Below are 26,650 nucleotides of genomic sequence, written 5' to 3' on the forward strand. Positions count from 1 at the left end.
TAGGTGTTAATATATCAAAGGTGCTCCTATAAACCTGTTACTTTGGAGGATGTAATCATGTCTTATGAAAAAGTAATGCAGGCAAAGAGATTTATCGTAGGAACTAAGCAAACAGTAAAAGCCATCAAAAGCGGCACTATTTCCGAAGTACTAGTAGCTAAGGATGCTGAACCACGTGTGACAGCAAAGGTAATTAGTACAGCACAGGAAGTAGGCGTTCCAATTATATACGTAGATTCTATGAAAAAGCTTGGTAAAGCTTGTGGGATCGAAGTAGGTGCTTCTACTGTAGCAATAACTTTTTAAAAACTGTTTTTATAGAAAGATATCTATAAAGACTTTGTTTTTTGTTTCAAAATGAACCACCTGGATGTGTGGGCTTTGAAATAGTAGATGAAGGGAGGAAAAAGAAATGCCTACAATTAATCAATTAGTGCGTAAGCCACGTTCTTCGAAAGAGGAAAAGTCTAAATCACCTGCACTAAACAAAGGTTACAACAGCTTCAAGAAATCACAAACGAACGTATCTTCACCTCAAAAGCGTGGGGTATGTACGCGTGTTGGTACTATGACACCGAAGAAGCCGAACTCAGCATTACGTAAATATGCTCGTGTACGCTTAACTAACGGAATTGAAGTAACAGCATACATTCCTGGAATTGGTCACAACCTACAAGAGCACAGCGTAGTACTTATTCGCGGTGGTCGTGTAAAGGACTTACCAGGGGTACGTTATCATATCGTTCGTGGTGCACTAGATACAGCTGGTGTAAACAACCGTATGCAAGGTCGTTCTAAATACGGAACTAAGAGACCAAAAGCAGCTAAGAAATAATGATTACTACAAAAAACTAAAATCACACTTCTGTGAAAGGAGGAACAAACATGCCTCGTAAAGGTCCTGTAGCAAAGAGAGACGTATTACCAGATCCGTTATATAACTCAAAGCTAATCACTCGTTTGATCAACAAAATGATGATCGACGGTAAAAGAGGAAAGTCACAAGCAATCCTTTACTCTGCATTCGAACTTATTCGTGAGCGCAGTGGTAAAGAACCAATCGAAGTATTCGATGCAGCACTTAAAAATATCATGCCAGTTCTTGAAGTTAAAGCACGCCGTGTAGGTGGTTCTAACTATCAAGTACCAGTAGAGGTGCGTCCAGATCGTCGTACAACTCTAGGTCTTCGTTGGTTAGTAAACTACTCTCGCCTTCGTGGAGAAAAGACGATGGAAGAGCGTTTAGCTAACGAAATCTTAGATGCAGCTAATAACACTGGTGCATCAGTTAAGAAGCGTGAAGACACTCACAAAATGGCTGAAGCAAACAAAGCATTTGCTCACTATCGTTGGTAGAATTTACTTTTACCCTAATATAAAAATAAACTAAAACACTCATACGAGAAAGGAGAAATACCAATGGCAAGAGAGTTCTCCTTAGCAAATACAAGAAATATCGGTATCATGGCACACATCGATGCTGGTAAAACAACAACAACTGAGCGTGTACTTTATTACACTGGTCGTATTCATAAGATTGGTGAAACACATGAAGGTGCATCTCAAATGGACTGGATGGAGCAGGAACAGGAGCGCGGAATTACAATCACTTCCGCTGCTACAACTGCTCAATGGAAAGGCCACCGAGTTAACATCATCGATACACCAGGACACGTAGACTTCACAGTTGAAGTTGAACGTTCTCTTCGTGTACTTGATGGCGCAGTTGCTGTACTTGATGCACAGTCTGGTGTTGAGCCTCAAACTGAAACAGTTTGGCGCCAAGCAACAACTTACGGTGTACCACGTGTTGTATTTGTAAACAAGATGGACAAAATTGGTGCTGATTTCAAGTATTCAATCAAAACACTTCATGATCGCTTACAAGCGAATGCTGCTGCAATTCAACTTCCAATCGGAGCTGAAGATCAATTCTCAGCAATAATTGACCTTGTTGAAATGAATGCAACATTCTATGGTAACGACCTTGGAACAGATATTGAAGTTCGTGAAATCCCTGAAGAGTACCGTGCTGAAGCAGAAGAATACCGTGAAAAATTAATTGAAGCGGTATCTGAGTTTGACGAAGTATTAATGGAAAAATACCTTGGTGGCGAAGAAATCACTAACGATGAGCTGAAATCAGCGATTCGTAAAGGTACTGTTAACGTTGAGTTCTACCCAGTTATCTGTGGTTCAGCATTCAAAAACAAAGGTGTTCAATTGATGCTTGACGCTGTAATTGACTACCTGCCATCACCATTAGATGTACCTGCAATCAAAGGTACTTTACCTGATAGCGATGAAGTAGTTGAGCGTCACTCAAGCGATGAAGAGCCTTTCTCAGCTCTAGCGTTCAAAGTTATGACTGACCCTTATGTTGGAAAACTAACTTTCTTCCGTGTGTACTCTGGTACATTAAGCTCAGGTTCTTACGTTCAAAACTCTACTAAAGGTAAGCGTGAGCGTGTAGGTCGTATTCTACAAATGCATGCTAACAGCCGTGAAGAGATTTCAATGGTATACGCTGGTGACATCGCTGCTGCTGTAGGTCTAAAAGATACTACAACTGGAGATACACTATGTGATGAAAAGAACCTAGTTATCCTAGAGTCTATGGAATTCCCAGAGCCAGTTATTCAATTATCTATCGAGCCTAAGTCTAAAGCTGACCAAGATAAAATGACTACTGCTCTACAAAAGCTTCAAGAAGAGGATCCTACATTCCGTGCGCATACTGACCAGGAAACTGGACAAGTTATCATTGCAGGTATGGGTGAGCTTCACTTAGATATTCTAGTAGACCGTATGCGTCGTGAATTCAAAGTTGAAGCAAACGTTGGTGCTCCTCAGGTTGCTTACCGCGAAACAATCCGTTCTTCTGCTAGTGTAGAAGGAAAGTTCGCTCGCCAATCTGGTGGTCGTGGACAATTCGGACACGTTTGGATTGAATTCTCTCCAAACGAAGAAGGAAAAGGATTTGAATTCGTAAACGGAATCGTTGGTGGTGTTGTTCCTCGTGAATACATCCCAGCTGTACAAGCAGGTCTTGAAGACTCACTTGACAGAGGTATGATTGCTGGATTCCCTGTTGTTGATATCAAAGCTAGATTATTTGATGGATCTTACCATGATGTTGACTCATCTGAAATGGCGTTTAAGATCGCTGCGTCTATGGCACTTAAAGCAGCAGCTTCTAAGTGTAACCCAGTTATTCTTGAGCCTATCATGAGAGTCGAAGTTATTATTCCTGAAGAGTATCTTGGTGATATTATGGGTAACGTAACTTCACGTCGTGGTCGTGTAGAAGGTATGGAAGCACGCGGAAACGCTCAAGTTGTTCGTGCAATGGTTCCACTTTCTGAAATGTTTGGATATGCAACTAGCCTTCGTTCTAGTACGCAAGGTCGTGGAGTATTCTCTATGCACTTCGATCACTATGAAGAGGTTCCAAAATCAATCTCTGAAGAAATCATCAAAAAAAATAAAGGCGAATAATTGATTTTCGCCCTTTTTTAAAGTATAACTACTTATGTAAGTGTGGACATTGGTAGGTGCTGGTAACAGCTGCCTCTCTGTCCATAAATATACTTAGACTATTTTTTATATATTAAAGGAGGATTTTTCTAATGGGAAAAGCTAAATTTGACCGTTCAAAGCCACACGTTAACATCGGTACAATTGGTCACGTTGACCATGGTAAAACAACTTTAACAGCTGCAATCACTTCTGTACTTGCTAAAGTAGGTGGAGCAGAAGCTCGTGCATATGATCAAATCGACGGTGCTCCAGAAGAAAGAGAGCGTGGAATCACAATCTCTACTGCGCACGTTGAGTACGAAACTGCTAACCGTCACTACGCACATGTTGACTGCCCAGGTCACGCTGACTACGTTAAGAACATGATCACTGGTGCTGCACAAATGGATGGCGGAATCCTAGTTGTATCTGCAACTGATGGCCCAATGCCACAAACTCGTGAGCACATCCTACTTTCTCGTCAGGTTGGTGTACCTCACCTTGTAGTATTCATGAACAAGTGTGATATGGTAGACGACGAAGAGCTTCTTGAATTAGTAGAAATGGAAATCCGCGACCTACTTTCTGAGTATGACTTCCCTGGAGATGACATTCCTGTAATCAAAGGTTCTGCTCTTAAAGCATTAGAAGGTGAAGCTGAATGGGAAGAGAAAATCAACGAGCTTATGGCTGCGGTTGATGAGTATGTTCCAACACCAGCACGTGACACTGAAAAGCCATTCATGATGCCAGTTGAGGATGTATTCTCAATCACTGGTCGTGGAACTGTTGCTACTGGACGTGTTGAGCGTGGAGTAGTTAAAGTTGGGGACGTTATTGAAATCGTTGGTTTCACTGAAGAGCCTAAGTCTACTACTGTAACAGGTGTAGAAATGTTCCGTAAGCTTCTTGACTATGCAGAAGCTGGAGACAACATTGGAGCACTTCTTCGTGGGGTTTCTCGTGAAGAAATCGAGCGTGGACAAGTTTTGGCTAAGCCAAAATCAATCACTCCACACACAAAGTTCAAAGCGGAAGTTTATGTTCTTTCTAAAGAAGAAGGTGGACGTCATACTCCATTCTTCACTAACTACCGCCCACAATTCTATTTCCGTACTTCTGATATTACAGGTATCTGTAACCTTCCAGAAGGTGTTGAAATGGTTATGCCTGGCGACAACATCGAAATGACTGTTGAACTAATCGCTCCAGTTGCGATCGAAGAAGGTACTAAGTTCTCTATCCGTGAGGGTGGACGTACTGTAGGCGCTGGCGTAGTTGCTACAATCATTGAATAATTAATGAATCAAAAAAGCAGATGGATGATCCATCTGCTTTTTTTATATGCTAATTTTTATCTAAAGTCATTGACAATTTTGCTCTTAGTTGATAAATTTAATTAAACCTATCTGTTAAGTTGGAATTAAAAACTAAATTAGAGATACAATAATGTTAGGAGTGGTATTGCATGGTCGAGTCAAAATTGACCTTTTCATCATATGATCATTATTCATTCCCTAGCTTCGACGAGGAGAATGAAACAAAAGGTGCACTGGATGCGTTGCGTTGGAGTTATGAGCAATACGATGAAAATGAAATTGTGTACGCATGTAGTTTTGGAATAGAAGGCATGGTCATGATTGATCTAATTTCGAAAGTTAAGCCAGATGCAAAAGTAGTATTCTTAGACACAGGTCTTCATTTTAAAGAGACGTACGAGTTAATAGATAAAGTAAAAGAACGTTATCCGCAACTACAAATTGAACTTAAAAAACCTTCTTTAACATTAGAAGAGCAGGCAGAACAACATGGTGATGAGCTCTGGAAGACAGCTCCAAACAAGTGCTGTGAAATAAGAAAAATCATTCCGTTAAGAGAAGCCTTATCGGGTGCCACTGCATGGATAAGTGGATTAAGAAGAGAGCAGTCAGAAACGAGAAAGAACACGCAGTATTTCAATAAAGATAACAAATTTGAATCGATAAAAGTATGTCCTCTCATTCATTGGACATGGAAGGATGTTTGGAGATACACACACAAAAATGATCTTCCTTACAATGTTCTTCATGACAATGGGTACCCTAGTATTGGATGTGCACCATGTACCTCCCCTGCATTTAACGCAGAGGATATGAGATCAGGTCGATGGACAGGAACAGGTAAGACAGAATGCGGATTACACCAATAGGAGGGCTTTGCCCATGATTATCACTTATACGGCTATTATTGTTGCTCTCTTTTTGGCAATGAATATTGGTGCAAGTGGGGCTGCCGCCTCCATTTCTATCGCATACGGCTCTGGGGCGCTTCCGAAAAAGAAAGTCGCTCTGCTTGTCTGTGGAGTAGCGATATTTTTAGGTGCTGTACTCGGTGGAAGTGAAGTTGTCAAAACTATCGGTTCAAATATTGTGCCATCATCAATACTTGATGAAAAAGTAGTTCTCATTATTCTATCCTCCGCTGCACTTTCATTATTTATTGCTAACTTAATGGGCATACCGTTGTCCACTAGCGAGATAACAGTTGGATCTGTTGTAGGTGTGGGTGTTGCATTTAAGGCACTATTTGTTAAGAACATTTTAGTTATTGTTGCTTTCTGGTTTATCGTTCCAATAGCAGCGTTTTCTATGGCGCTCTTGTGGGGTAGAGGAATAAAGTTGCTTGAAAAGAAGTTTCCTGCAGTTAAGAATGGAAAGTATAATAAGCCAATTACCATCTTTGTTATTGTGGTTGGGTTTCTTGAAGCTTTTTCAGCAGGAATGAACAATGTTGCGAATGCTGCTGGTCCTCTAGTAGGAGCTGGAGTAGTTTCTATTACAACCGGAGTTTGGGTTGGTGGATTATTCATTGCTCTAGGAGCTATATTCCTTGGAGGAAGAGTACTTCAAACAAACGGCAAAAAAATCACAAGCTTTTCCTTGCTTGAAGGTGGGGCTATTTCAAGTACAGGTGCGATCTTGGTAATATTAGCTTCTGTATTTGGATTACCAGTACCGTTAACTCAAGTTACTAGTACTGCAATTATTGGAATAGGTTTTGCTCAAAGAGGAAAGGTAATTTTTCAACAAAGTATTATAAATAAGATACTCAAGGTATGGGTTGTATCTCCTATTCTTTCACTTGTCCTATCTTATGGACTTGTGAAAATCTTTGTTGATACTGATATATATACAGTTGTTGTGTTGTTTAGTGTAAGTATTGCCACTCTAGGGACACTGTCCTTGGCAAATACGATAAAGAAAGAGAACCGAACATACTTTGAAAATAGCGGAGGTATTTAATTATGACACTTAGTACACCACACGGAGGAAAACTTATTAATCTTTGGGAGCCGGAATACAAAGTTGAACATATCGAACTTTCCATTGATTTAGATAAGACAGCTTTAAGCGATCTAGAACTAATTGGAAATGGTGCATATAGCCCGATTACTGGTTTTTTCAATAAAAAGGATTATGAATCAGTAGTGAATAACTTACGCTTAGCTGATGGTCATGTATGGAGTATACCGATTACTCTTCCGGTAGATGAAGACAAAGCGAGCACTTTGTCCATTGGTGCAGAAGCGAAACTTGTTTTTGAAGGGGAAGTATACGGAGTCATCACGATTAATGACATCTATACTCCGGATAAGGAAGTTGAGGCGAAAGCGGTATACCAAACAGATGAATTAGCTCATCCAGGTGTACGTAAATTATTTGAAAGAAAGAATGTTTACGTTGGTGGACCAATTAAGGTCGTAAAGCGATTGGAAAGAGAAAGATTTAACGAGTACTATCTAGATCCAACAGAAACAAGAAGTATCTTTGCTGAAAACGGGTGGAAGACTGTGGTAGGTTTCCAAACGAGAAATCCTGTCCATCGTGCACATGAATACATTCAAAAGTCAGCCCTAGAAATTGTTGATGGCCTATTCTTAAATCCGTTGGTGGGAGAAACAAAATCTGATGATATTCCAGCGGACGTAAGAATGAAGAGTTATCAAGTGTTATTAAAGAACTACTATCCGGAAGATCGAGTGTACCTTGCTGTATTCCCAGCAGCGATGCGTTATGCAGGCCCAAGAGAAGCTATCTTCCATGCGATGGTTCGTAAAAATTATGGTTGTACGCATTTTATTGTAGGAAGAGATCATGCGGGTGTGGGCAATTACTACGGAACATATGATGCACAAAAGATTTTTGATCAATTTACACAAGAAGAATTAGGTTTAACACTTCTATTCTTTGAACATAGCTTCTACTGCAAAAAGTGTGGAAACATGGCTTCAACAAAAACTTGTCCACATTCAAAAGAAGATCATGTGATTCTATCTGGAACAAAGGTAAGAGAAATGCTTCATAATGGGGAAGTACCACCAAGTGAATTTAGCCGTAAAGAAGTTGTAGAAGTACTAATTGAGGGCTTAAAATCTCACAGTGTGAAGGCATAGTTGGAGGGGTAATATGAGTACAAATATTACATGGCATGAAGCTTCATTAAATAAAGAGCTAAGAAGAAAGCAATTTGGACATCACAGCTTTGTTCTATGGTTCACTGGCTTATCTGGTTCAGGTAAGTCTACGGTAGCCAATGCAGCTGCTAAAGCGCTTTTTGATCAAGGGTTAAATCCTTATGTATTAGATGGAGATAATATCCGTCATGGATTAAATAAGGATCTTGGTTTTTCTGAAGAAGATCGTACAGAAAATATTCGTAGAATCGGAGAAGTATCAAAGCTCTTTGTAGATAGTGGACAAATTGTAATAACGGCATTTATCTCTCCATTTATTAAGGATAGAGAACTTGTTCGTGAACTTCTTGAGGCTGATGAGTTTATTGAAGTATATATTAAGTGTCCGGTAGACGAGTGCGAGAAGAGAGATCCTAAGGGTTTATATGAAAAAGCACGAAAAGGACTTATTCGTGACTTCACAGGTATCGACTCACCGTATGAAGAGCCAGTAAATCCAGAAATCGTAGTAGAGACAAATAAGTATTCTATAGAAGAAAGTGTGGAGCAAATTCTACAACACTTAAAATCTAAGGGATATATAAAAGAATAAGTACTAGTTAGAAGACTAGAAAGAGCCGTTACAAGGGATATTGGGAGATTCCTTTGTACCGGCCTTTTTTATGGGGATATTCCTAGATTGAAAGAAGGAAAGAGTGGAATTATTTCACACAAAGTTTATTGTTGATGCTAGTTGAAAAGAAGAAGTGTAACAGCTATAATAGGAAAAGTGTTCGAAACATAAACAAAAAAAACATATTTATGTTGCAATTGCTTTATAGTTTCAGTATAATAGACAATGTTGGTCTTTGACTGCGATGAAGTGAAAGGTTGCTGACACACCCGGCCGCTTTGCCATGGCGAGTGTGTGGGAAATTTTCACGGAGAATGTCTATTTTTAATATAGGCGAAAAGGAGGGAAAATAATGGCAAAACAAAAGATTCGTATTCGTTTAAAAGCTTATGATCACAGAATTCTTGATCAATCAGCTGAGAAGATTGTTGAAACTGCAAAGCGTTCTGGTGCGGCTGTATCTGGTCCGATTCCATTACCGACTGAAAAGTCAATTTACACAATTCTTCGTGCGGTGCATAAGTACAAAGATTCTCGTGAGCAATTCGAGATGCGTACTCATAAGCGTCTAATCGACATCGTGAATCCAACTCCACAAACAGTTGATTCATTAATGCGTTTAGATTTACCATCTGGTGTAGATATCGAAATCAAACTTTAATGAAATAAAATAATAAATATTTTAGGAGGTGTGACTTTAATGACCAAAGGAATCTTAGGAAGAAAAATCGGTATGACTCAAGTGTTTGCTGCAAACGGTGATCTTATCCCTGTAACTGTAGTAGAAGCAGCTCCAAACGTTGTTCTTCAAAAGAAAACGTCTGAAACTGATGGATATACTTCAGTACAATTAGGTTTTGAAGATAAGCGTGAAAAGCTTTCTAACAAACCTGAAAGAGGACACGTTGCAAAAGCTAACACTGCTCCTAAGCGCTTCGTTCGTGAATTACGCGACGTAAACGTTGATGAGTATGAAGTTGGTCAAGAAGTCAAAGTAACAATTTTCGCAGAAGGCGAAATCGTAGATGTAACAGGAATTTCAAAGGGTAAAGGTTTCCAAGGTGTTATCAAACGCCACGGACAATCTCGCGGACCAATGGCACACGGTTCACGTTATCACCGTCGCCCAGGTTCAATGGGTCCTGTAGCTCCAAACCGTGTATTCAAAGGTAAGTTATTGCCTGGACGTATGGGTGGAGAGCAAATCACTGTACAAAACCTTGAAATCGTAAGAGTGGATGCTGAACGCAACCTTCTATTAATTAAAGGTAATGTACCAGGTGCTAGAAAAGCACTAGTAAAAGTTAAAAGTGCGGTAAAAGCATAAACATTTAAGTCAGAAAGGAGGAAATAAGAATGCCGAAAGTAGCATTGTTAAACCAAACTGGATCACAAGTTGGCGAAATCGAACTTAACGATTCAATCTTTGGTATCGAGCCTAATAATCACGTTCTTTTCGAAGCGGTTATTATGCAAAGAGCTTCTTTACGTCAAGGAACTCACAAAACAAAAATTCGCTCTGAAGTAGCTGGCGGTGGACGTAAACCATGGCGTCAAAAGGGTACTGGTCGTGCTCGTCAAGGTTCAATCCGTTCTCCACAATGGCGCGGAGGTGGTACTGTATTTGGACCAGTTCCACGTAGCTATAGCTATAAATTACCTAAAAAGGTTCGTCGCTTAGCGATTAAATCTGCATTATCTACAAAGGTTTTAGAAGAAAACATTTTAGTACTTGAAAACCTTGCTTTCGAAACTCCAAAAACTAAAGACTTTAAAGGTGTATTAGCAGGACTATCTGTTAATTCAAAAGCACTTATCGTAACTGCTGACCTTGATGAGAACGTAGCATTATCTGCACGTAACATCCCTGGTGTTACTGTTGTTTCTGCTAACGGAATTAGCGTATTGGATGTTTTAAATCATGATAAGTTGATCATGACTAAAGCAGCGGTTGAAAAAGTAGAGGAGGTGCTTGCATAATGGATGCACGCGATATCATTAAGCGCCCCGTTATCACTGAACGTTCTACTGACCTAATGGCTGAAAAGAAATATACTTTTGAAGTTGATGTTAGAGCTAACAAAACTCAAGTAAAAGACGCTGTAGAAGAAATTTTTGGTGTCAAAGTTGATAAAGTTAACGTACAGAACTACAAAGGTAAATTCAAGCGCATGGGTAAATTCGGAGGCTACACGAACAAGCGTCGTAAAGCAATCGTTAAATTAACAGCTGATAGCAAAGAAATCGAATTATTCGAGGTTTAATTTAGAATAGAAGAAGAGGAGGGAAAAAATTATGGCGATTAAAAAGTATAAACCTACCTCTAACGGTCGTCGCGGTATGACAGTTTCTGATTTTGCTGAAATTACAACAAGCACACCAGAAAAGTCTCTACTTGCTCCTTTAAAAAGAAAAGGTGGACGCAACAACCAAGGTAAGTTAACAGTACGTCATCAAGGTGGCGGCCATAAGCGTCAATATCGTATCATCGATTTTAAGCGTAACAAAGATGGCATTCCAGGACGCGTTGCTACAATCGAGTACGATCCAAACCGTTCTGCGAACATCGCATTAATTAACTACGTAGATGGAGAAAAGCGTTATATCTTAGCTCCTAAGAACTTAGTAGTTGGAACAGAAATCATGTCAGGTCCTGAAGCGGACATTAAAGTAGGTAACGCATTACCACTAGCGAACATTCCAGTTGGTACAGTTATCCACAACATCGAGTTAAAACCTGGTAAGGGTGGACAATTAGTACGTTCTGCAGGTACTTCTGCACAGGTTCTTGGTAAAGAGGGAAAGTACGTATTAGTACGTCTAAATTCTGGTGAAGTTCGTATGATTCTTGCTACTTGCCGTGCGACTGTAGGTCAAGTAGGTAACGAGCAACACGAACTTATCAACATCGGTAAAGCTGGACGTTCTCGCTGGTTAGGCAAGCGCCCAACAGTTCGTGGTTCTGTAATGAACCCTAACGATCACCCACACGGTGGTGGAGAAGGACGCTCACCAATCGGACGTAAGTCTCCAATGACTCCATGGGGTAAACCAACTCTTGGATTCAAGACTCGTAAGAAAAAGAACAAATCAGATAAATTTATCGTTCGTCGTCGTAAAAAATAACGGGATTGTACTACGGTTCCAACGTAGAACCGTAGAGCAGTCACGAAGGGAGGTTCAGACATGGGTCGCAGCTTAAAAAAAGGACCTTTTGTTGATGAGCATTTAATCACAAAGATCGAAAAGTTAAATGAAACTGAAAGCAAGCAAGTTACTAAAACTTGGTCTCGCCGTTCTACGATCTTCCCGCAATTCATCGGACACACGATTGCTGTATATGATGGTCGTAAACATGTTCCTGTATATGTCACTGAAGACATGGTAGGTCATAAGCTTGGAGAATTCGCTCCAACTCGTACTTACAAAGGTCATGCTAGTGATGACAAGAAAACAAGACGTTAATGAGAGGAGGGCATTCTAATGCAAGCTAAAGCTGTATTAAGAACAGTACGTATTGCTCCTCGTAAAGCTCGTTTAGTCGTAGATTTAATTCGAGGTAAGCAAGTAGGAGAAGCGGTAGCAATTTTAAAGCATACACCAAAAACTGCTTCACCAGTTATTGAAAAATTACTAAACTCTGCGATTGCTAACGCAGAACATAATTATGAAATGGACGTTAACAGCTTAGTAGTATCTCAAGCATTCGTTGACGAAGGACCAACTTTAAAACGTTTCCGTCCTCGTGCAATGGGCCGTGCAAGTGCTATTAACAAGCGTACTAGCCATATTACTATCGTATTAACAGAGAAGAAGGAGGGATAATAGTGGGTCAAAAAGTTAATCCAGTCGGCTTGCGTATTGGTATCATCCGTGATTGGGAATCCAAATGGTTCGCAGGAAAAGACTATGCTGATCTTTTACACGAAGACCTTAAAGTACGTGAGTACATTACAAAGCGTCTAAGCGATGCTTCTGTATCTAAAGTAGAAATCGAGCGTGCAGCTAATCGCATTAACATCACTATCCACACTGCAAAACCAGGTATGGTTATTGGTAAAGGTGGTACTGAGGTTGAAGCACTTCGTAAAGCTCTTAACTCACTTACTGGCAAGCGTGTTCATATCAACATTCTTGAAATCAAAAAAGCAGACATCGATGCTAAGCTTGTTGCGGAAAACATTGCTCGTCAATTAGAAAACCGCGTATCTTTCCGTCGTGCTCAAAAACAAGTTATTCAACGTGCAATGCGCGCTGGTGCAAAAGGTATCAAAACTATGGTATCTGGTCGTCTAGGCGGTGCAGACATCGCTCGTTCGGAGTCTTACAGTGAAGGAACTGTTCCACTTCATACTCTTCGTGCTGACATCGATTACGCTACAGCAGAAGCAGATACAACTTACGGTAAGTTAGGTGTAAAAGTATGGATCTACCGTGGAGAGGTCCTTCCTACTAAGAAGAAATCTGAGGAAGGAGGCAAATAATATGTTAGTCCCTAAACGCGTTAAGTATCGCCGTCAACACCGTGGAAAAATGCGCGGAATGGCTAAAGGTGGTACAGAGGTTAACTTCGGTGAATTCGGTCTACAAGCTACTGAAGCTTCTTGGATTACAAACCGCCAAATTGAATCTGCTCGTATCGCAATGACACGTTATATGAAACGTGGCGGTAAAGTTTGGATTAAAATATTCCCTCATAAGCCTTATACAGCTAAGCCTCTAGAAGTCCGAATGGGTTCTGGTAAAGGTGCTCCTGAAGGATGGGTAGCAGTTGTTAAGCCTGGGAAAGTAATGTTTGAAGTTGCTGGTGTTTCTGAAGAAATCGCACGTGAAGCATTACGTTTAGCAGCACACAAGCTTCCAGTAAAATGTAAGTTTGTAAAACGAGAAGAAATTGGTGGTGAATCAAATGAAAGCTAATGAAATTCGTGACCTTACCACTGCCGAAATAGAACAAAAAGTAAAATCTTTAAAAGAAGAGCTTTTCAACCTTCGCTTTCAATTGGCGACTGGACAACTTGAAAACACAGCTCGCATTCGTGAAGTACGCAAAGCGATTGCTCGCATGAAAACAGTAGTTCGTGAAAGAGAAATCGGCGTTAACAATCGATAATTGAAGGAGGTTTGCGAAAGATGAGTGAACGCAACCAACGCAAAGTTTACACTGGACGCGTTGTTTCTGACAAAATGGATAAAACCGTTACTGTCTTAGTTGAAACATACAAAAAGCATCCACTATACGGTAAACGCGTTAAGTACTCTAAAAAGTTCAAGGCTCATGATGAGCAGAACGTAGCAAAAATCGGCGATGTTGTTCGTATTATGGAAACACGTCCACTATCTGCTACGAAGCGCTTCCGCCTTGTTGAAGTAGTAGAAACAGCAGTTATTATTTAATGATGATCGGAAATAGCTACATCCCGAAGGGAGGTTACACACATGATTCAACAAGAAACACGTTTAAAAGTTGCTGACAATTCAGGTGCTCGTGAAGTACTTACAATTAAAGTTCTTGGTGGTTCAGGCCGCAAGACTGCTAATATTGGTGACATTATCGTTGTTACAGTGAAACAAGCAACACCAGGTGGCGTTGTTAAAAAGGGTGACGTTGTAAAAGCGGTAGTTGTTCGAACTAAAAGCGGCGTTCGTCGTGCAGATGGCACATACATTCGTTTCGATGAGAACGCTTGTGTAATTATCCGTGACGACAAGAGTCCACGCGGAACGCGTATCTTCGGACCTGTTGCTCGTGAACTTCGCGACAGCAACTTCATGAAGATCGTATCACTAGCTCCAGAAGTACTATAATCTTAAAATATATGCCTTTAAGGAGGTGCGAACAGATGCATGTGAAAAAAGGTGACAAAGTTATGGTCATCTCTGGTAAGGATAAAGGCAAAACAGGTGTTATTTTAGCTGCTTACCCAAAACAAAGCCGTGTGCTAGTTGAAGGTGTGAACATCGTAAAGAAACACTCTAAGCCATCCCAAATGAATCCACAAGGTGGAATCATTAACCGAGAGGCACCTATTCATGTATCAAACGTCATGCCTATCGATCCTAAGACTGGTACGCCAACTCGTGTAGGGTTCAAAGAGGTTGACGGTAAAAAAGTACGTGTTGCAAAAAAATCCGGTGAAGTACTAGATAAATAAGTCTAAAAGAAGGGAGGTACAAAAATGAACCGCCTAAAAGAAAAATATGTTAAAGAAATTACTCCTGCTCTTGTGAGCAAGTTTAACTATAAATCAATTATGCAAGTACCGAAGCTTGAAAAGATCGTTATCAACATGGGTGTTGGTGATGCAGTACAAAACGCGAAAGCACTTGATAATGCGGTAGAAGAATTAGCTGCTATCTCTGGTCAAAAGCCAGTAGTTACTCGCGCTAAGAAATCTATTGCTGGTTTCCGTCTACGTGAAGGTATGCCAATCGGTGCGAAGGTTACTCTTCGTGGAGAGCGTATGTACGAATTCTTCGACAAGTTGGTTTCTGTATCTCTTCCACGTGTACGTGACTTCCGCGGTATTTCTAAAAAGTCTTTCGACGGACGTGGAAACTACACATTAGGTGTAAAAGAACAGTTAATCTTCCCTGAAATTGATTACGATAAAGTAAGTAAAGTTCGTGGTATGGATATTGTTATCGTTACTACAGCTAATACTGATGAAGAAGCTCGTGAACTGTTAACTCAATTTGGAATGCCATTCCAAAAGTAATCGGTAAATAGAGGGAGGCGAAAACGTGGCTAAAAAGTCAATGATTGCGAAACAAAAACGCACGCCTAAATTCAAGGTTCAAGAATACACACGTTGCGAACGTTGCGGACGTCCACATTCTGTATACCGTAAATTTAAGCTTTGCCGTATTTGTTTCCGTGAATTAGCATACAAAGGGCAAATTCCTGGTGTGAAAAAAGCTAGCTGGTAAAACTAGAGTTTGGGAAGGAGGTAAAAAACAATGGTCATGACAGATCCAATTGCAGATTTGCTAACTCGCATCCGTAATGCGAATATGGTTCGTCACGAAAAATTAGAAGTTCCTGCTTCTAACACGAAGAAAGAAATCGCTGAAATCTTAAAGCGTGAAGGCTTCGTGCGTGATGTTGAATATATCGAGGATAACAAGCAAGGAATCATCCGTATCTTCTTAAAGTACGGTTCAAATAACGAACGTGTTATTACTGGTCTTAAGCGTATCAGTAAGCCTGGTCTTCGTGTATATGCAAAAGCTACAGAGGTTCCACGCGTACTTAACGGTCTTGGAATCGCATTAGTATCTACTTCTCAAGGCGTTCTTACTGATAAAGAAGCTCGCGCAAAGCAAGTAGGCGGAGAAGTATTAGCATACGTTTGGTAATAGAGTTTCTTAAAGAATGGAGGTGCACTAAATGTCTCGCGTAGGTAAAAAACCAGTTGAAATTCCATCTGGCGTTACAGTAACAGTTGATGGAAGCAACGTAACAGTAAAAGGTCCTAAAGGTGAACTAAGTCGTTCATTTAATCCAGATATCGAAATTAAGGTAGAGGAGAACGTAATTAACGTATCTCGTCCATCTGATGCGAAGGAGCACCGCGCATTGCACGGTACTACTCGCGCATTACTTTCAAACATGGTTGAAGGTGTATCAAAAGGGTTCGAAAGAACACTTGAATTAATCGGGGTTGGTTACCGTGCTCAAAAGCAAGGTACGAAGCTTGTATTAAACGTTGGATACTCTCATCCAGTTGAGATCGAACCTGAAACAGGTATCGAAATCGAAGTACCTTCAAATACACGTGTAATTGTAAAAGGTACAAACAAGGAGCGCGTTGGCGCACTTGCTGCTAACATTCGTGACGTTCGTCCTCCAGAGCCTTATAAAGGTAAAGGAATCCGTTATGAAGGCGAATTCGTTCGTCGTAAAGAAGGTAAAACAGGTAAGTAATGCCCTAAGGGGTAAACGAAAGGAGTGACCAAAATGATTACGAAGGCTGACAAAAATGCAACGCGTAAGAAAAGACACGCACGTGTGCGTTCAAAACTTAGCGGTACTGCAGCTCGTCCTCGTCTAAATGTGTTCCGTTCAAGCAAGCACATTTATGCACAACTAATCGACGATGTAAGTGGAGTAACTTTAGCGAGTGCTTCAACTTTAGATAAAGAAATCGGTCTTGAATCTACTGGTAACGTTGATGCAGCGGTTAAGGTCGGAGAATTAGTTGCAAAGCGTGCTGTAGAAAAAGGCGTTAAAGCTGTTGTTTTCGATCGTGGAGGATACTTATATCATGGACGCGTGAAAGCACTAGCAGATGCTGCTCGTGAAAACGGCTTAGAATTTTAATAGACAAAGGAGGGACACAAAAAGATGCGTCGTATTGATCCAAACAAACTTGAACTTGAAGAACGCGTAGTTACGGTTAACCGTGTTGCGAAAGTTGTTAAAGGTGGACGTCGTTTCCGTTTCTCTGCTCTTGTAGTAGTAGGTGACAAAAACGGCCACGTTGGCTTTGGTACTGGTAAAGCTCAAGAAGTACCAGATGCAATCCGTAAAGCAATTGAAGATGCTAAGAAAAATTTAATCGAGGTACCAATGGTTGGTACTACGATTCCACACCAAGTAATCGGACACTTCGGTGCTGGTGAAATCCTTCTAAAGCCTGCTTCTGAAGGTACTGGGGTTATCGCTGGTGGTCCAGTTCGTGCGGTACTAGAATTAGCTGGTGTAGCTGATATCTTATCAAAATCTTTAGGTACTAACACACCAATTAACATGGTTCGTGCAACTTTGGACGGTTTAAAACAACTAAAACGTGCTGAAGACGTAGCTAAATTGCGTGGAAAATCAGTAGAAGAACTGTTAGGTTAAGGGAGGGAAAAATAATGGCTAATAAATTAGAAATTACCCTCACTCGCAGTGTGATTGGTCGTCCACAAGATCAAAAAGAAACTGTTAAAGCACTTGGTTTACGTAAAATTCACCAAACTGTTGAGCAACAAGATAATGCTGCTATTCGCGGTATGATCAATAAAGTTGCCCACCTTGTAACAGTTGTAGAAAAATAAATCGATTTTTTTCTTTTAATAAGGAGGTGCCAATATGAAACTTCATGAATTAAAACCTGCAGAAGGTTCTCGTCGTGAGCGCAAGCGTCTTGGACGTGGTATCGGTTCTGGGCAAGGTAAAACTGCTGGTAAAGGTCATAAAGGTCAAAACGCTCGTTCTGGTGGCGGTGTACGCCCTGGCTTCGAGGGTGGTCAAACACCTTTATTCCAACGTTTACCTAAACGTGGATTTACCAACATTAACCGCAAGGAATACGCTATTGTAAACCTTGATGCACTTAACCGTTTCGAAGACGGAACTGAAGTTACTCCAGAACTTCTTATTGAAACTGGTGTGGTTAGCAGTGAAAAAGCAGGAATCAAGATTCTTGCTAAAGGCAATGTTGAGAAAAAGCTTACTGTAAAAGCTCATAAATTCTCCTCTGCTGCAAAGGAAGCTATCGAAGCTGCCGGCGGTCAAACTGAGGTGATTTAATGTTTCAGACAATCTCCAATTTTATGCGCGTGGGTGATATAAGACGAAAAATCATATTCACCCTTTTAATGTTGATTGTATTTAGAATCGGGACATTTATTCCTGTTCCACATGTAAATACCGATATTTTAAAAGCACAAGATCAACTTAGTGTATTTGGAGTTTTGAATACATTTGGCGGTGGAGCGCTTAGCAACTTCTCCATCCTTGCCATGGGTATCATGCCGTATATTACAGCGTCTATTATCATTCAACTTTTACAGATGGATGTAGTACCGAAGTTTACGGAATGGTCAAAGCAAGGAGATGTAGGTCGTCGTAAGCTTGCTCAGTTTACTCGCTACTTTACGATCGTACTTGGATTCATCCAAGCGTTCGGAATGTCCTATGGTTTTAATAATCTTGCTGGTGGATTATTAATTGAAAAGCCTGGTATTGGAACCTATTTTTTAATTGCTACTGTATTAACAGGCGGAACGGCTTTCCTTTTATGGTTAGGTGAACAAATCACTTCAAAAGGAGTCGGAAATGGTATTTCGATTATCATCTTTGCTGGTATCGTTGCTAGCATTCCGAATATAGCTAACCAAATATATGCACAGCAGTTTCAAGATGCTGGGGATCAGCTTTTCTTAAATATCGTAACAGTTCTGTTGATCGTTTTAGCTGTAATTGCGATTATTGTTGGAACCATTTTTATTCAACAAGCTTTACGTAAAATCCCAATTCAATATGCAAAGAAAATGACTGCTGGTTCTTCGCCTGCTGGACAATCCACTCACTTACCTTTAAAGGTAAATGCTGCTGGTGTTATCCCTGTTATCTTTGCAGTTTCGTTTATTATTACTCCTAGAACGATTGCACAGTTCTTTGAGCAAAATAGCGTAACAATTTGGATTGAACGAATTTTTGATTATACACATCCAATTGGAATGGTCATCTATTGTGCGCTAATTATTGCGTTCACATATTTCTATGCATTCATTCAAGTAAACCCAGAACAAGTGGCTGAGAACTTGAAGAAGCAAGGTGGGTATATTCCTGGAATTCGTCCAGGTAAGAACACTCAAGAATTTTTAACTCGCGTATTATATCGCTTAACATTTGTTGGTGCGCTGTTCTTATCAGCCATTGCCATTCTTCCAGTCTTTTTTGTAAAGTTTGCGGGTCTTCCGGAATCTGCTCAAATTGGTGGAACGAGCTTGCTCATCGTTATCGGGGTTGCACTTGAAACAATGAAACAGCTTGAAGCTCAGCTTGTTAAGCGTCACTATAAAGGTTTTATAAAATAATTCGGATTTGGGGACTAATGTTCCCAAACACCGTTTTAGAGACTGAGGGGGAGCCAGAGTGAATTTAGTTTTGATGGGGCTGCCAGGTGCGGGAAAAGGCACTCAAGCTGAAAAAATCGTTGAAAAATATTCTATCCCTCATATCTCGACAGGAGATATGTTCCGTGCTGCTATGAAGGAAGGAACAGAACTAGGGTTAAAAGCTAAATCTTTCATGGATCAAGGTGCACTTGTTCCAGATGAAGTAACAATTGGTATTGTTCGTGAGAGATTAAGTAAAGATGACTGTCAAAAAGGATTCTTACTTGATGGTTTTCCTAGAACTGTTGCTCAGGCAGAAGCGCTAGAGAATATGCTTACTGAATTAGATAAGAAAATTGACTACTGTTTAAATATTGATGTAGACCACAATATTCTGATGGAACGTTTAACTGGTCGTCGTATTTGTAAAGAATGTGGAGCTACTTATCACTTGGTTTTCAATCCTCCTGCAAAGGATGGAACTTGTGACCGTTGTGGTGGAGAGCTTTATCAGCGTGCAGATGATAACGAAGAAACGGTTCATAACCGATTAGAAGTGAACATTCAACAGTCAGAACCTTTGCTTCATTTCTATGAAACAAAAGGTTACCTAAAAAATATTAATGGTCAACAAGATATTAATGATGTATTCAAAGATATTGACAGCCTTCTTCGGGAGCTTGCGTAAATGATTATTTGCAAGACTCCGCGTGAGATTGAAATAATGCGTGAAGCTGGTCGCATCGTTGCACTTACGCACCAGGAGTTAAAAAAGCATATCGTTCCCGGTATAACTACGAAGGAGCTGGATAAAGTTGCTGAAGCTTTTATAAGAAAGCATAATGCAATTCCTTCCTTTAAAGGCTATAACGGCTTTACAGGTAGCATCTGTGCTTCTGTAAATGAAGAACTCGTGCATGGAATTCCTGGAAATTGTGTATTGAACAACGGTGATATTATCAGTATTGATATCGGTGCTGAGTATAATGGCTATCATGGTGATTCAGCTTGGACTTATGCCGTAGGTTCCATTGATGAGGAGACACAGCGTCTATTAGATGTTACGGAGGAATCCTTATACAAGGGACTTTATGAAGCTAAGCCAGGTGATCGTCTGTCGAACATCTCCCACGCGATTCAAACTTATGTGGAAGCAAACGGGTTTTCAGTTGTACGCGAGTATGTAGGGCACGGAATAGGGCAAGACTTACATGAGGATCCACAAATTCCCCATTATGGTCCACCTAATAAAGGCCCGCGTTTAAAACCTGGGATGGTACTAGCGGTTGAGCCGATGGTGAATGCAGGAAGTCGTTATGTTAAGACCTTAGCTGACGATTGGACCGTTGTTACAGTTGATGGGCGTAGGTGTGCTCACTTTGAACATACCATTGCGATCACTGAAACGGGTTTTGAAATTCTTACAAAAGCTTAACTTGTAAAACCAAAGGAACTGTCAAGTGTTTAGTAATATTTTATTATTAAAATTGGGCAAATCCTTTTTAATATGCTATAATTATAAGGTTGCTAGAAAATTGTAGTGTATTAACCGGTCGTGTTGCATTGGAAAGCTACGATTTCTTTCAGTAAGTATTTAATGGATCATGTAACTGATGAGTAGAAGGGAGACTAGTTCTATGGCGAAAGATGATGTAATTGAAATTGAAGGTAAGGTTCTTGAAACTTTGCCTAACGCTATGTTTAAGGTAGAATTAGAAAATGGTCATACAGTACTAGCTCATGTTTCCGGTAAAATTCGTATGCACTTCATCCGTATTTTGCCTGGTGATAAAGTAACTGTTGAGCTATCCCCATATGACTTAACACGCGGAAGAATTACTTACCGCTTTAAATAATCTGTTGCACTCCGTAATATCAAGGAGGTTAGGATAATGAAAGTGAGACCATCTGTTAAGCCGATCTGCGAAAAGTGTAAAGTTATCCGTAGACGCGGCAAAGTTATGGTTATTTGTGAAAACCCTAAGCATAAACAAAAACAAGGCTAATAATGAGGGAGGTGCTCTAGTAAATGGCACGTATTGCAGGTGTAGATATTCCACGTGAAAAGCGTGTAGTAATCTCATTAACTTACATCTATGGTATTGGTAAAAATACTGCACAAAAAGTATTGGCTGAAGCTGGTGTTTCAGAGGAGACTCGTGTGCGTGATTTAACGGAAGAAGAGCTTAACAAAATCCGTGATATCGTTGATAAATTAAAGGTTGAAGGTGACCTTCGTCGTGAAATTTCTTTAAACATCAAGCGTTTAATGGAAATCGGTTCATACCGTGGTCTTCGTCATCGTCGTGGATTACCAGTTCGCGGACAAAACACGAAGAACAATGCACGTACTCGTAAAGGTCCACGTAAGACTGTAGCTAACAAGAAGAAATAATCGGTAAAGGAGGTACTTTAAATGGCTCGTAAAACTAATACTCGTAAGCGTCGTGTAAAAAAGAATATTGAACAAGGGATTGCTCATATCCGTTCTACATTCAATAACACGATTGTAACAATCACTGATGTTCATGGAAATGCTCTTTCATGGTCAAGTGCTGGTTCTTTAGGATTCAAAGGTTCTCGTAAATCTACTCCTTTTGCAGCACAAATGGCAGCTGAAACAGCAGCTAAATCATCTATGGAACATGGAATGAAAACTTTAGAAGTAACAGTTAAAGGACCTGGTGCAGGACGTGAAGCTGCTATCCGTGCTCTTCAAGCTGCTGGTCTAGAAGTTACTGCTATTAGAGACGTAACTCCAGTTCCTCATAACGGATGTCGTCCACCAAAACGTCGTCGTGTATAATTTTTCTGTATAGAAAAAAAATCCCTGTCTATAATGGGATATGATAAGAATTTTATACGTTTATACAGGATCATTTTTCCAGTTGTTGTGCACAAGCGGGAACGTATACAGGGGGAATTTCGGTTAAACAAAACTAACCGAGGTTTCGACGTTTTGAAGGAGGGTATATTTGATGATCGAAATAGAAAAACCAAAAATCGAAACGGTTGAGATCAGCGATGATGCCAAGTACGGGAAGTTCGTCGTAGAACCACTAGAACGTGGATATGGTACTACTTTGGGTAACTCCTTACGTCGTATCCTATTGTCGTCACTCCCAGGTGCGGCGGTCACATCGATTCAGGTCGATGGGGTGCTTCATGAATTCTCAACAATTGAAGGCGTCGTAGAAGATGTTACTTCTATTATTTTAAATATTAAGAAACTGGCACTGAAAATCTACTCTGATGAAGAGAAGACGCTTGAAATTGATGTGCAAGGTGAGGGAGTAGTGACTGCGGCTGACGTAACTCATGACAGTGATGTCGAGATATTAAACCCGGATCAACACATTGCGACCCTTGGTTCGAACGGCAATCTTCGCATGCGCTTAACTGCTAAGCGTGGAAGAGGGTATACACCTGCTGATCAGAACAAGAGAGAGGATCAACCAATCGGTGTTATTCCAATCGACTCCATCTACACTCCAGTTTCACGTGTTGTCTACCAAGTAGAAAACACTCGTGTCGGTCAATTGACTAACTATGATAAGTTAACTTTCGATGTATGGACTGATGGAAGCACTGGTCCTCAAGATGCTGTTGCACTTGGAGCGAAAATCTTAACTGAGCATTTAAACATCTTCGTTGGTTTAACTGATGAAGCACAAAATGCTGAGATCATGGTTGAAAAAGAAGAAGATCAAAAAGAAAAAGTACTTGAGATGACGATTGAAGAATTGGATTTATCCGTTCGTTCATACAATTGCTTAAAGCGTGCTGGCATCAATACTGTTCAAGAGCTTGCTAACAAGACTGAAGAGGATATGATGAAGGTACGTAACTTAGGTCGTAAGTCTCTTGAGGAAGTAAAACACAAACTTGAAGAGCTTGGATTAGGATTACGTAAAGACGATTGATCTTTGGTCAAACCTTTTACCATTCCAAGTCTTAAGCAACTAGAGATAAATGACTTCAACAAAGGAGGGAAACTTTCATGGGATACAGAAAGTTAGGACGCACTAGTGCTCAACGTAAGGCTATGTTACGTGATTTAACAACAGACTTAATCATTAATGAGCGTATTGAAACAACTGAAGCTCGTGCTAAAGAACTTCGTTCAGTAGTTGAGAAAATGATTACTCTTGGTAAGCGTGGGGACCTTCATGCTCGTCGTCAAGCATCTGCTTACGTTCGTCACGAAGTAGCTAACGCTGAAACTAACCAAGATGCTGTTCAAAAATTATTCAGTGACATCGCTGGCCGTTACGAAGAGCGTCAAGGCGGTTACACTAGAATCATGAAGCTTGGACCACGTCGTGGAGACGGAGCTCCAATGGTAATTATCGAATTAGTTTAATAGTTAGTACAGACAACAAGGGTGAAGGACAGTTTACACAGGAACTTGTTCTCTGCCCTTTTGCTGTAATGAGCCGTTGACTATCTAAAGTTCTAAGCCCAACGAGTGTTACGATGAGCGTGTATGTTATTTTTTTCACTTCTCGTCTAGCTCATGCGCCTTGCTCTCATTTGGAATGAAGAGGAGGCGCAGGCTTTATTTAGGAAAGAGCATTGAAATAAGAAGTCAATGAGACATTCATTCATGCCATCATACATATTATTTTTATTTATATTTTAACGGTGAATGGTCCATGTCTTCACTTTCAAAGCTCGCCAAGATTGGCGAGTTTTCTTTATAATATGGGGTTTTTCTTATAGGTTAGGTATGGTAGTTGAGAGGAGATGAGTAATTTGGTAACATCCATTGTTCAGATAGAGAATGTCTCTTTTAAATATGATCTTCAAGAGGAGTACGCCTTAAATGATGTCTCCTTTAACATAAATAAAGGCGAATGGCTTGCCATTGTCGGTCATAATGGATCTGGTAAGTCAACGCTTGCGAAACTTTTAAATGGTCTTCAGTTTGCTGAAAAAGGCTCCATTACTATTGGAGGAACAAAGTTATCTGAAGAAACGGTTTGGGATACCAGAAAAATGGTTGGGATGGTTTTCCAAAATCCAGACAATCAGTTTGTCGGTACGACTGTTCAGGATGACGTTGCCTTTGGACTGGAGAACCATGGAGTTCCTCGAGAGGAAATGATTATCCGCGTACAAGAAGCATTAGAACAAGTAAAGATGAGTCAGTTTCTATTACAAGAACCTCATCATCTTTCAGGTGGACAAAAGCAGCGTGTAGCTATAGCTTCTGTATTAGCTCTAAAACCGGCTATTATCGTTTTAGACGAGGCTACATCTATGCTTGACCCAAAAGGGCGCGAGCAGGTTCTAGAAACGATCCGGGAGCTTAAAAGTGATAATGAATTAACCGTCGTTTCTATTACACATGATTTAGAGGAAGCTGCTAAGGCTGATCGAATGATTGTTATGAATAGAGGACAGCTGTATAAAGAAGGTACCCCGAAGGAAATTTTTCAACTAGAAGAAGAGCTTATTTCATTAGGATTGGATATTCCTTTTTCCGTAAAACTTAGCAAGAAGTTAAAAGAGTTAGGCATGACCTTAGATAAACATTTTCTATCAGAAGAAGAGTTGGTGAAACAATTATGGACATCTCACTCCAAGAAGTAGAGTACAAATATTCAGCAAATACACCCTTTGAACGTCTTGCTTTAGTAGATGTCTCCATTGATATAAAAGCAGGAACTTTTTTGGCGATCATAGGTCATACCGGTTCTGGAAAATCCACCGTTATTCAGCATTTAAATGCCCTGTTAAAACCGACAAGTGGCAAGGTTGTAATTGGTGATCGAGTCATTACGAGCGATAAAAAGCAAAAGAATTTAAAGGAAGTAAGAAAAAGAGTGGGTATTGTTTTTCAATTCCCTGAACATCAGCTGTTTGAAGAAACCGTAGAAAAGGATATATGCTTTGGACCAATGAATTTTGGTGTTTCTGAATCGGAAGCAAAGGAGCGGGCAAAGGTTGCGATCCGACAAGTAGGCTTACAGGAGGGAATTCTTCAAAAATCTCCTTTTGATTTATCAGGAGGACAGATGAGAAGGGTAGCCATTGCCGGAGTTCTTGCCATGCAACCCGATGTAATTGTACTTGATGAGCCAACAGCGGGGCTAGATCCTCGTGGAAGAAAAGAAATAATGGATATGTTTTATTCCTTGCATAAAGAACGAAGCCTTTCTACCATTCTTGTTACTCATAGTATGGAGGATGCAGCCCTTTACGCTGACCAGATTGCAATTATGCACCAAGGCCGTGTATACAGGAAAGGAAATCCTACTGAGATATTCAGCGACCCTGAGGGGCTGTTTGAGCTTGGGCTTGATGTTCCTGAGGTGGTTCGCTTTCAACGAAAGTTTGAGGCCGAATTTGGACAACCACTAGGGAAAACATGTTTAACCATCGAAGAATTATCCGAAACGATTGTTAAACATATGCAGGGAGGAACTAAATAATGGATAAAATGATATTTGGTCGTTATATACCTGCTGACTCTGTGTTGCATCGTATGGATCCACGTTCCAAACTCGTTCTAATTTTTTTATTTGTTTGTGTCGTGTTTCTAGCAAATAATGCTTTAACGTATGGAACTTTACTGGTGTATACACTTATCATGCTTTCTTTATCTAAAATATCTATTCGATTTATCATGGCAGGTTTAAAGCCGGTTTTGTGGTTAGTTGTCTTTACATTGCTTCTTCATCTCTTTTTAACGAAGGAAGGGAATCTCCTGTTTCAATGGGGGTGGATCGAAGTATATGAAGAAGGAATCAAGCAAGGTCTATTTATTTCATTGCGTTTCTTTTTGCTTATTCTTATGACTTCTCTTTTAACCTTAACAACTACACCTATTGAAATAACAGATGGCTTAGAAGAGCTTCTTGGACCGTTAAAGAGAGTGAAATTTCCGGTCCATGAACTTGCGTTAATGATGTCTATATCCTTAAGATTCATTCCAACTCTTATGCAAGAGACAGATAAAATAATGAAGGCACAGTCTGCTCGAGGTGTCGACTTTACTGGAGGACCGGTAAAGGATCGTGTAAAGGCAATCATCCCATTGCTTATTCCTCTATTTATTTCTTCATTTAAACGTGCAGAGGAGCTTGCTATTGCGATGGAGGCAAGGGGATACCGTGGCGGTGAGGGGAGAACGAAGTATCGACAATTAAGCTGGGGAGCCAGAGATACATCTATGCTACTTGCCTTAGGGCTAGTTACGGCTTTACTAGCAGTCTTACGAGGGTAGA

General features: G+C 40.3%; 42 protein-coding genes. All 42 read left to right on the forward strand.

Going from position 1 to position 26,650, the window contains the following annotated elements:
• Positions 1 to 57 precede the first annotated feature (57 nt).
• On the forward strand, positions 58 to 306 hold the full coding sequence (locus tag MKX65_RS00665) for a 50S ribosomal protein L7ae-like protein (protein WP_119706264.1): 249 nt from the start codon (positions 58 to 60) through the stop codon (positions 304 to 306).
• 106 nt (positions 307 to 412) lie between these two features.
• Positions 413 to 835 (forward strand): 30S ribosomal protein S12, encoded by a 423-nt coding sequence (gene rpsL, locus MKX65_RS00670; RefSeq protein ID WP_066058589.1) that lies wholly within the window; start codon positions 413 to 415, stop codon positions 833 to 835.
• 50 nt (positions 836 to 885) lie between these two features.
• A complete protein-coding gene (gene rpsG, locus MKX65_RS00675; protein WP_119706265.1) occupies positions 886 to 1,356 on the forward strand; it encodes a 30S ribosomal protein S7 in 471 nt (156 codons plus the stop codon).
• A gap of 63 nt (positions 1,357 to 1,419) precedes the next feature.
• Positions 1,420 to 3,498 carry an elongation factor G gene (fusA, locus tag MKX65_RS00680; protein WP_160547966.1) on the forward strand — a complete coding sequence of 693 codons (2,079 nt, stop codon included), beginning with the start codon at positions 1,420 to 1,422 and terminating at the stop codon, positions 3,496 to 3,498.
• A gap of 131 nt (positions 3,499 to 3,629) precedes the next feature.
• Positions 3,630 to 4,817 carry an elongation factor Tu gene (gene tuf, locus MKX65_RS00685; protein ID WP_160547965.1) on the forward strand — a complete coding sequence of 396 codons (1,188 nt, stop codon included), beginning with the start codon at positions 3,630 to 3,632 and terminating at the stop codon, positions 4,815 to 4,817.
• Positions 4,818 to 4,987: 170 nt separating this feature from the next.
• A complete protein-coding gene (locus tag MKX65_RS00690; protein WP_160547964.1) occupies positions 4,988 to 5,707 on the forward strand; it encodes a phosphoadenylyl-sulfate reductase in 720 nt (239 codons plus the stop codon).
• A gap of 13 nt (positions 5,708 to 5,720) precedes the next feature.
• Positions 5,721 to 6,800: an inorganic phosphate transporter gene (locus tag MKX65_RS00695; protein ID WP_160547963.1), complete on the forward strand. Its 1,080-nt coding sequence runs from the start codon at positions 5,721 to 5,723 to the stop codon at positions 6,798 to 6,800.
• Positions 6,801 to 6,802: 2 nt separating this feature from the next.
• Positions 6,803 to 7,951, forward strand: a complete 1,149-nt coding sequence (gene sat / locus MKX65_RS00700) for a sulfate adenylyltransferase (RefSeq protein WP_160547962.1) — start codon at positions 6,803 to 6,805, stop codon at positions 7,949 to 7,951.
• 13 nt (positions 7,952 to 7,964) lie between these two features.
• Positions 7,965 to 8,564 (forward strand): adenylyl-sulfate kinase, encoded by a 600-nt coding sequence (gene cysC, locus MKX65_RS00705; protein ID WP_119706271.1) that lies wholly within the window; start codon positions 7,965 to 7,967, stop codon positions 8,562 to 8,564.
• Positions 8,565 to 8,937: 373 nt separating this feature from the next.
• Entirely contained in the window at positions 8,938 to 9,246 is a 309-nt protein-coding gene (gene rpsJ, locus MKX65_RS00710; RefSeq protein WP_009336571.1) for a 30S ribosomal protein S10, read from the forward strand.
• A gap of 39 nt (positions 9,247 to 9,285) precedes the next feature.
• On the forward strand, positions 9,286 to 9,912 hold the full coding sequence (gene rplC, locus MKX65_RS00715) for a 50S ribosomal protein L3 (RefSeq protein WP_066058566.1): 627 nt from the start codon (positions 9,286 to 9,288) through the stop codon (positions 9,910 to 9,912).
• A gap of 29 nt (positions 9,913 to 9,941) precedes the next feature.
• A complete protein-coding gene (gene rplD / locus MKX65_RS00720; protein ID WP_066058564.1) occupies positions 9,942 to 10,565 on the forward strand; it encodes a 50S ribosomal protein L4 in 624 nt (207 codons plus the stop codon).
• Complete coding sequence (rplW, locus tag MKX65_RS00725) at positions 10,565 to 10,849, forward strand: 50S ribosomal protein L23 (RefSeq protein ID WP_066058561.1); 285 nt, start codon at positions 10,565 to 10,567, stop codon at positions 10,847 to 10,849. The genes rplD and rplW overlap by 1 nt, the downstream gene beginning before the upstream one ends.
• A 31-nt stretch (positions 10,850 to 10,880) precedes the next feature.
• Positions 10,881 to 11,711, forward strand: a complete 831-nt coding sequence (gene rplB / locus MKX65_RS00730; protein ID WP_066058560.1) for a 50S ribosomal protein L2 — start codon at positions 10,881 to 10,883, stop codon at positions 11,709 to 11,711.
• A 60-nt stretch (positions 11,712 to 11,771) separates the two neighbouring features.
• The gene (gene rpsS, locus MKX65_RS00735; RefSeq protein ID WP_066058557.1) at positions 11,772 to 12,050 is read left to right on the forward strand and encodes a 30S ribosomal protein S19; all 279 of its coding nucleotides are present in this window, start codon (positions 11,772 to 11,774) and stop codon (positions 12,048 to 12,050) included.
• Between the two features lie 18 nt (positions 12,051 to 12,068).
• The gene (gene rplV, locus MKX65_RS00740; protein ID WP_119706273.1) at positions 12,069 to 12,410 is read left to right on the forward strand and encodes a 50S ribosomal protein L22; all 342 of its coding nucleotides are present in this window, start codon (positions 12,069 to 12,071) and stop codon (positions 12,408 to 12,410) included.
• Positions 12,411 to 12,412: 2 nt separating this feature from the next.
• On the forward strand, positions 12,413 to 13,069 hold the full coding sequence (gene rpsC / locus MKX65_RS00745) for a 30S ribosomal protein S3 (protein WP_119706274.1): 657 nt from the start codon (positions 12,413 to 12,415) through the stop codon (positions 13,067 to 13,069).
• A gap of 1 nt (position 13,070) precedes the next feature.
• Positions 13,071 to 13,505 carry a 50S ribosomal protein L16 gene (gene rplP / locus MKX65_RS00750; protein WP_160547961.1) on the forward strand — a complete coding sequence of 145 codons (435 nt, stop codon included), beginning with the start codon at positions 13,071 to 13,073 and terminating at the stop codon, positions 13,503 to 13,505.
• Positions 13,495 to 13,698: a 50S ribosomal protein L29 gene (rpmC, locus tag MKX65_RS00755; RefSeq protein ID WP_119706276.1), complete on the forward strand. Its 204-nt coding sequence runs from the start codon at positions 13,495 to 13,497 to the stop codon at positions 13,696 to 13,698. The genes rplP and rpmC overlap by 11 nt, the downstream gene beginning before the upstream one ends.
• Positions 13,699 to 13,718: 20 nt before the next feature.
• Entirely contained in the window at positions 13,719 to 13,982 is a 264-nt protein-coding gene (gene rpsQ / locus MKX65_RS00760; RefSeq protein WP_066058542.1) for a 30S ribosomal protein S17, read from the forward strand.
• Positions 13,983 to 14,024: 42 nt separating this feature from the next.
• A complete protein-coding gene (rplN, locus tag MKX65_RS00765; RefSeq protein WP_066058539.1) occupies positions 14,025 to 14,393 on the forward strand; it encodes a 50S ribosomal protein L14 in 369 nt (122 codons plus the stop codon).
• A gap of 35 nt (positions 14,394 to 14,428) precedes the next feature.
• Positions 14,429 to 14,740 (forward strand): 50S ribosomal protein L24, encoded by a 312-nt coding sequence (gene rplX / locus MKX65_RS00770; RefSeq protein WP_160547960.1) that lies wholly within the window; start codon positions 14,429 to 14,431, stop codon positions 14,738 to 14,740.
• Positions 14,741 to 14,764: 24 nt separating this feature from the next.
• Positions 14,765 to 15,304 carry a 50S ribosomal protein L5 gene (gene rplE, locus MKX65_RS00775; protein WP_066058530.1) on the forward strand — a complete coding sequence of 180 codons (540 nt, stop codon included), beginning with the start codon at positions 14,765 to 14,767 and terminating at the stop codon, positions 15,302 to 15,304.
• A gap of 25 nt (positions 15,305 to 15,329) precedes the next feature.
• Positions 15,330 to 15,515 (forward strand): 30S ribosomal protein S14, encoded by a 186-nt coding sequence (gene rpsN / locus MKX65_RS00780; RefSeq protein ID WP_001085700.1) that lies wholly within the window; start codon positions 15,330 to 15,332, stop codon positions 15,513 to 15,515.
• A 30-nt stretch (positions 15,516 to 15,545) separates the two neighbouring features.
• Positions 15,546 to 15,944, forward strand: a complete 399-nt coding sequence (rpsH, locus tag MKX65_RS00785; RefSeq protein WP_066058527.1) for a 30S ribosomal protein S8 — start codon at positions 15,546 to 15,548, stop codon at positions 15,942 to 15,944.
• Positions 15,945 to 15,975: 31 nt separating this feature from the next.
• A complete protein-coding gene (gene rplF, locus MKX65_RS00790; RefSeq protein ID WP_119706279.1) occupies positions 15,976 to 16,512 on the forward strand; it encodes a 50S ribosomal protein L6 in 537 nt (178 codons plus the stop codon).
• Between the two features lie 33 nt (positions 16,513 to 16,545).
• Positions 16,546 to 16,908 (forward strand): 50S ribosomal protein L18, encoded by a 363-nt coding sequence (gene rplR / locus MKX65_RS00795; RefSeq protein WP_066058521.1) that lies wholly within the window; start codon positions 16,546 to 16,548, stop codon positions 16,906 to 16,908.
• 24 nt (positions 16,909 to 16,932) lie between these two features.
• Positions 16,933 to 17,433 carry a 30S ribosomal protein S5 gene (gene rpsE, locus MKX65_RS00800; protein WP_066058517.1) on the forward strand — a complete coding sequence of 167 codons (501 nt, stop codon included), beginning with the start codon at positions 16,933 to 16,935 and terminating at the stop codon, positions 17,431 to 17,433.
• A 14-nt stretch (positions 17,434 to 17,447) separates the two neighbouring features.
• Positions 17,448 to 17,630: a 50S ribosomal protein L30 gene (rpmD, locus tag MKX65_RS00805; RefSeq protein WP_119706280.1), complete on the forward strand. Its 183-nt coding sequence runs from the start codon at positions 17,448 to 17,450 to the stop codon at positions 17,628 to 17,630.
• Positions 17,631 to 17,664: 34 nt separating this feature from the next.
• Positions 17,665 to 18,105 carry a 50S ribosomal protein L15 gene (gene rplO, locus MKX65_RS00810; RefSeq protein ID WP_066058511.1) on the forward strand — a complete coding sequence of 147 codons (441 nt, stop codon included), beginning with the start codon at positions 17,665 to 17,667 and terminating at the stop codon, positions 18,103 to 18,105.
• Positions 18,105 to 19,397, forward strand: a complete 1,293-nt coding sequence (gene secY, locus MKX65_RS00815; RefSeq protein ID WP_340901799.1) for a preprotein translocase subunit SecY — start codon at positions 18,105 to 18,107, stop codon at positions 19,395 to 19,397. Before rplO ends, secY begins: the two co-directional genes overlap by 1 nt.
• A gap of 58 nt (positions 19,398 to 19,455) precedes the next feature.
• Positions 19,456 to 20,106: an adenylate kinase gene (locus MKX65_RS00820; protein ID WP_340901801.1), complete on the forward strand. Its 651-nt coding sequence runs from the start codon at positions 19,456 to 19,458 to the stop codon at positions 20,104 to 20,106.
• Complete coding sequence (gene map, locus MKX65_RS00825; RefSeq protein WP_340901802.1) at positions 20,107 to 20,853, forward strand: type I methionyl aminopeptidase; 747 nt, start codon at positions 20,107 to 20,109, stop codon at positions 20,851 to 20,853. It abuts the gene before it with no gap.
• Positions 20,854 to 21,055: 202 nt separating this feature from the next.
• Positions 21,056 to 21,274 (forward strand): translation initiation factor IF-1, encoded by a 219-nt coding sequence (infA, locus tag MKX65_RS00830; RefSeq protein WP_034676129.1) that lies wholly within the window; start codon positions 21,056 to 21,058, stop codon positions 21,272 to 21,274.
• A 36-nt stretch (positions 21,275 to 21,310) separates the two neighbouring features.
• Positions 21,311 to 21,424 carry a 50S ribosomal protein L36 gene (rpmJ, locus tag MKX65_RS00835; RefSeq protein ID WP_000868344.1) on the forward strand — a complete coding sequence of 38 codons (114 nt, stop codon included), beginning with the start codon at positions 21,311 to 21,313 and terminating at the stop codon, positions 21,422 to 21,424.
• Between the two features lie 23 nt (positions 21,425 to 21,447).
• Positions 21,448 to 21,813 (forward strand): 30S ribosomal protein S13, encoded by a 366-nt coding sequence (gene rpsM, locus MKX65_RS00840; RefSeq protein WP_119706284.1) that lies wholly within the window; start codon positions 21,448 to 21,450, stop codon positions 21,811 to 21,813.
• 21 nt (positions 21,814 to 21,834) lie between these two features.
• Positions 21,835 to 22,224, forward strand: coding sequence for a 30S ribosomal protein S11 (gene rpsK / locus MKX65_RS00845; protein WP_160547956.1), 390 nt, complete (start codon positions 21,835 to 21,837; stop codon positions 22,222 to 22,224).
• Between the two features lie 172 nt (positions 22,225 to 22,396).
• A complete protein-coding gene (locus MKX65_RS00850) occupies positions 22,397 to 23,341 on the forward strand; it encodes a DNA-directed RNA polymerase subunit alpha (protein WP_160547955.1) in 945 nt (314 codons plus the stop codon).
• 77 nt (positions 23,342 to 23,418) lie between these two features.
• Positions 23,419 to 23,781: a 50S ribosomal protein L17 gene (gene rplQ, locus MKX65_RS00855; protein WP_066058495.1), complete on the forward strand. Its 363-nt coding sequence runs from the start codon at positions 23,419 to 23,421 to the stop codon at positions 23,779 to 23,781.
• Positions 23,782 to 24,164: 383 nt separating this feature from the next.
• Positions 24,165 to 25,013 carry an energy-coupling factor ABC transporter ATP-binding protein gene (locus tag MKX65_RS00860; protein WP_377058712.1) on the forward strand — a complete coding sequence of 283 codons (849 nt, stop codon included), beginning with the start codon at positions 24,165 to 24,167 and terminating at the stop codon, positions 25,011 to 25,013.
• Complete coding sequence (locus tag MKX65_RS00865) at positions 24,989 to 25,855, forward strand: energy-coupling factor ABC transporter ATP-binding protein (protein ID WP_160547954.1); 867 nt, start codon at positions 24,989 to 24,991, stop codon at positions 25,853 to 25,855. The genes MKX65_RS00860 and MKX65_RS00865 overlap by 25 nt, the downstream gene beginning before the upstream one ends.
• Positions 25,852 to 26,649, forward strand: a complete 798-nt coding sequence (locus MKX65_RS00870) for an energy-coupling factor transporter transmembrane component T family protein (protein WP_340906125.1) — start codon at positions 25,852 to 25,854, stop codon at positions 26,647 to 26,649. Before MKX65_RS00865 ends, MKX65_RS00870 begins: the two co-directional genes overlap by 4 nt.
• The last annotated feature ends 1 nt before the right edge of the window (position 26,650 follow it).

Source organism: Robertmurraya sp. FSL R5-0851 (assembly GCF_038002965.1).
GTDB classification, from domain to species: domain Bacteria; phylum Bacillota; class Bacilli; order Bacillales; family Cytobacillaceae; genus Robertmurraya_A; species Robertmurraya_A beringensis.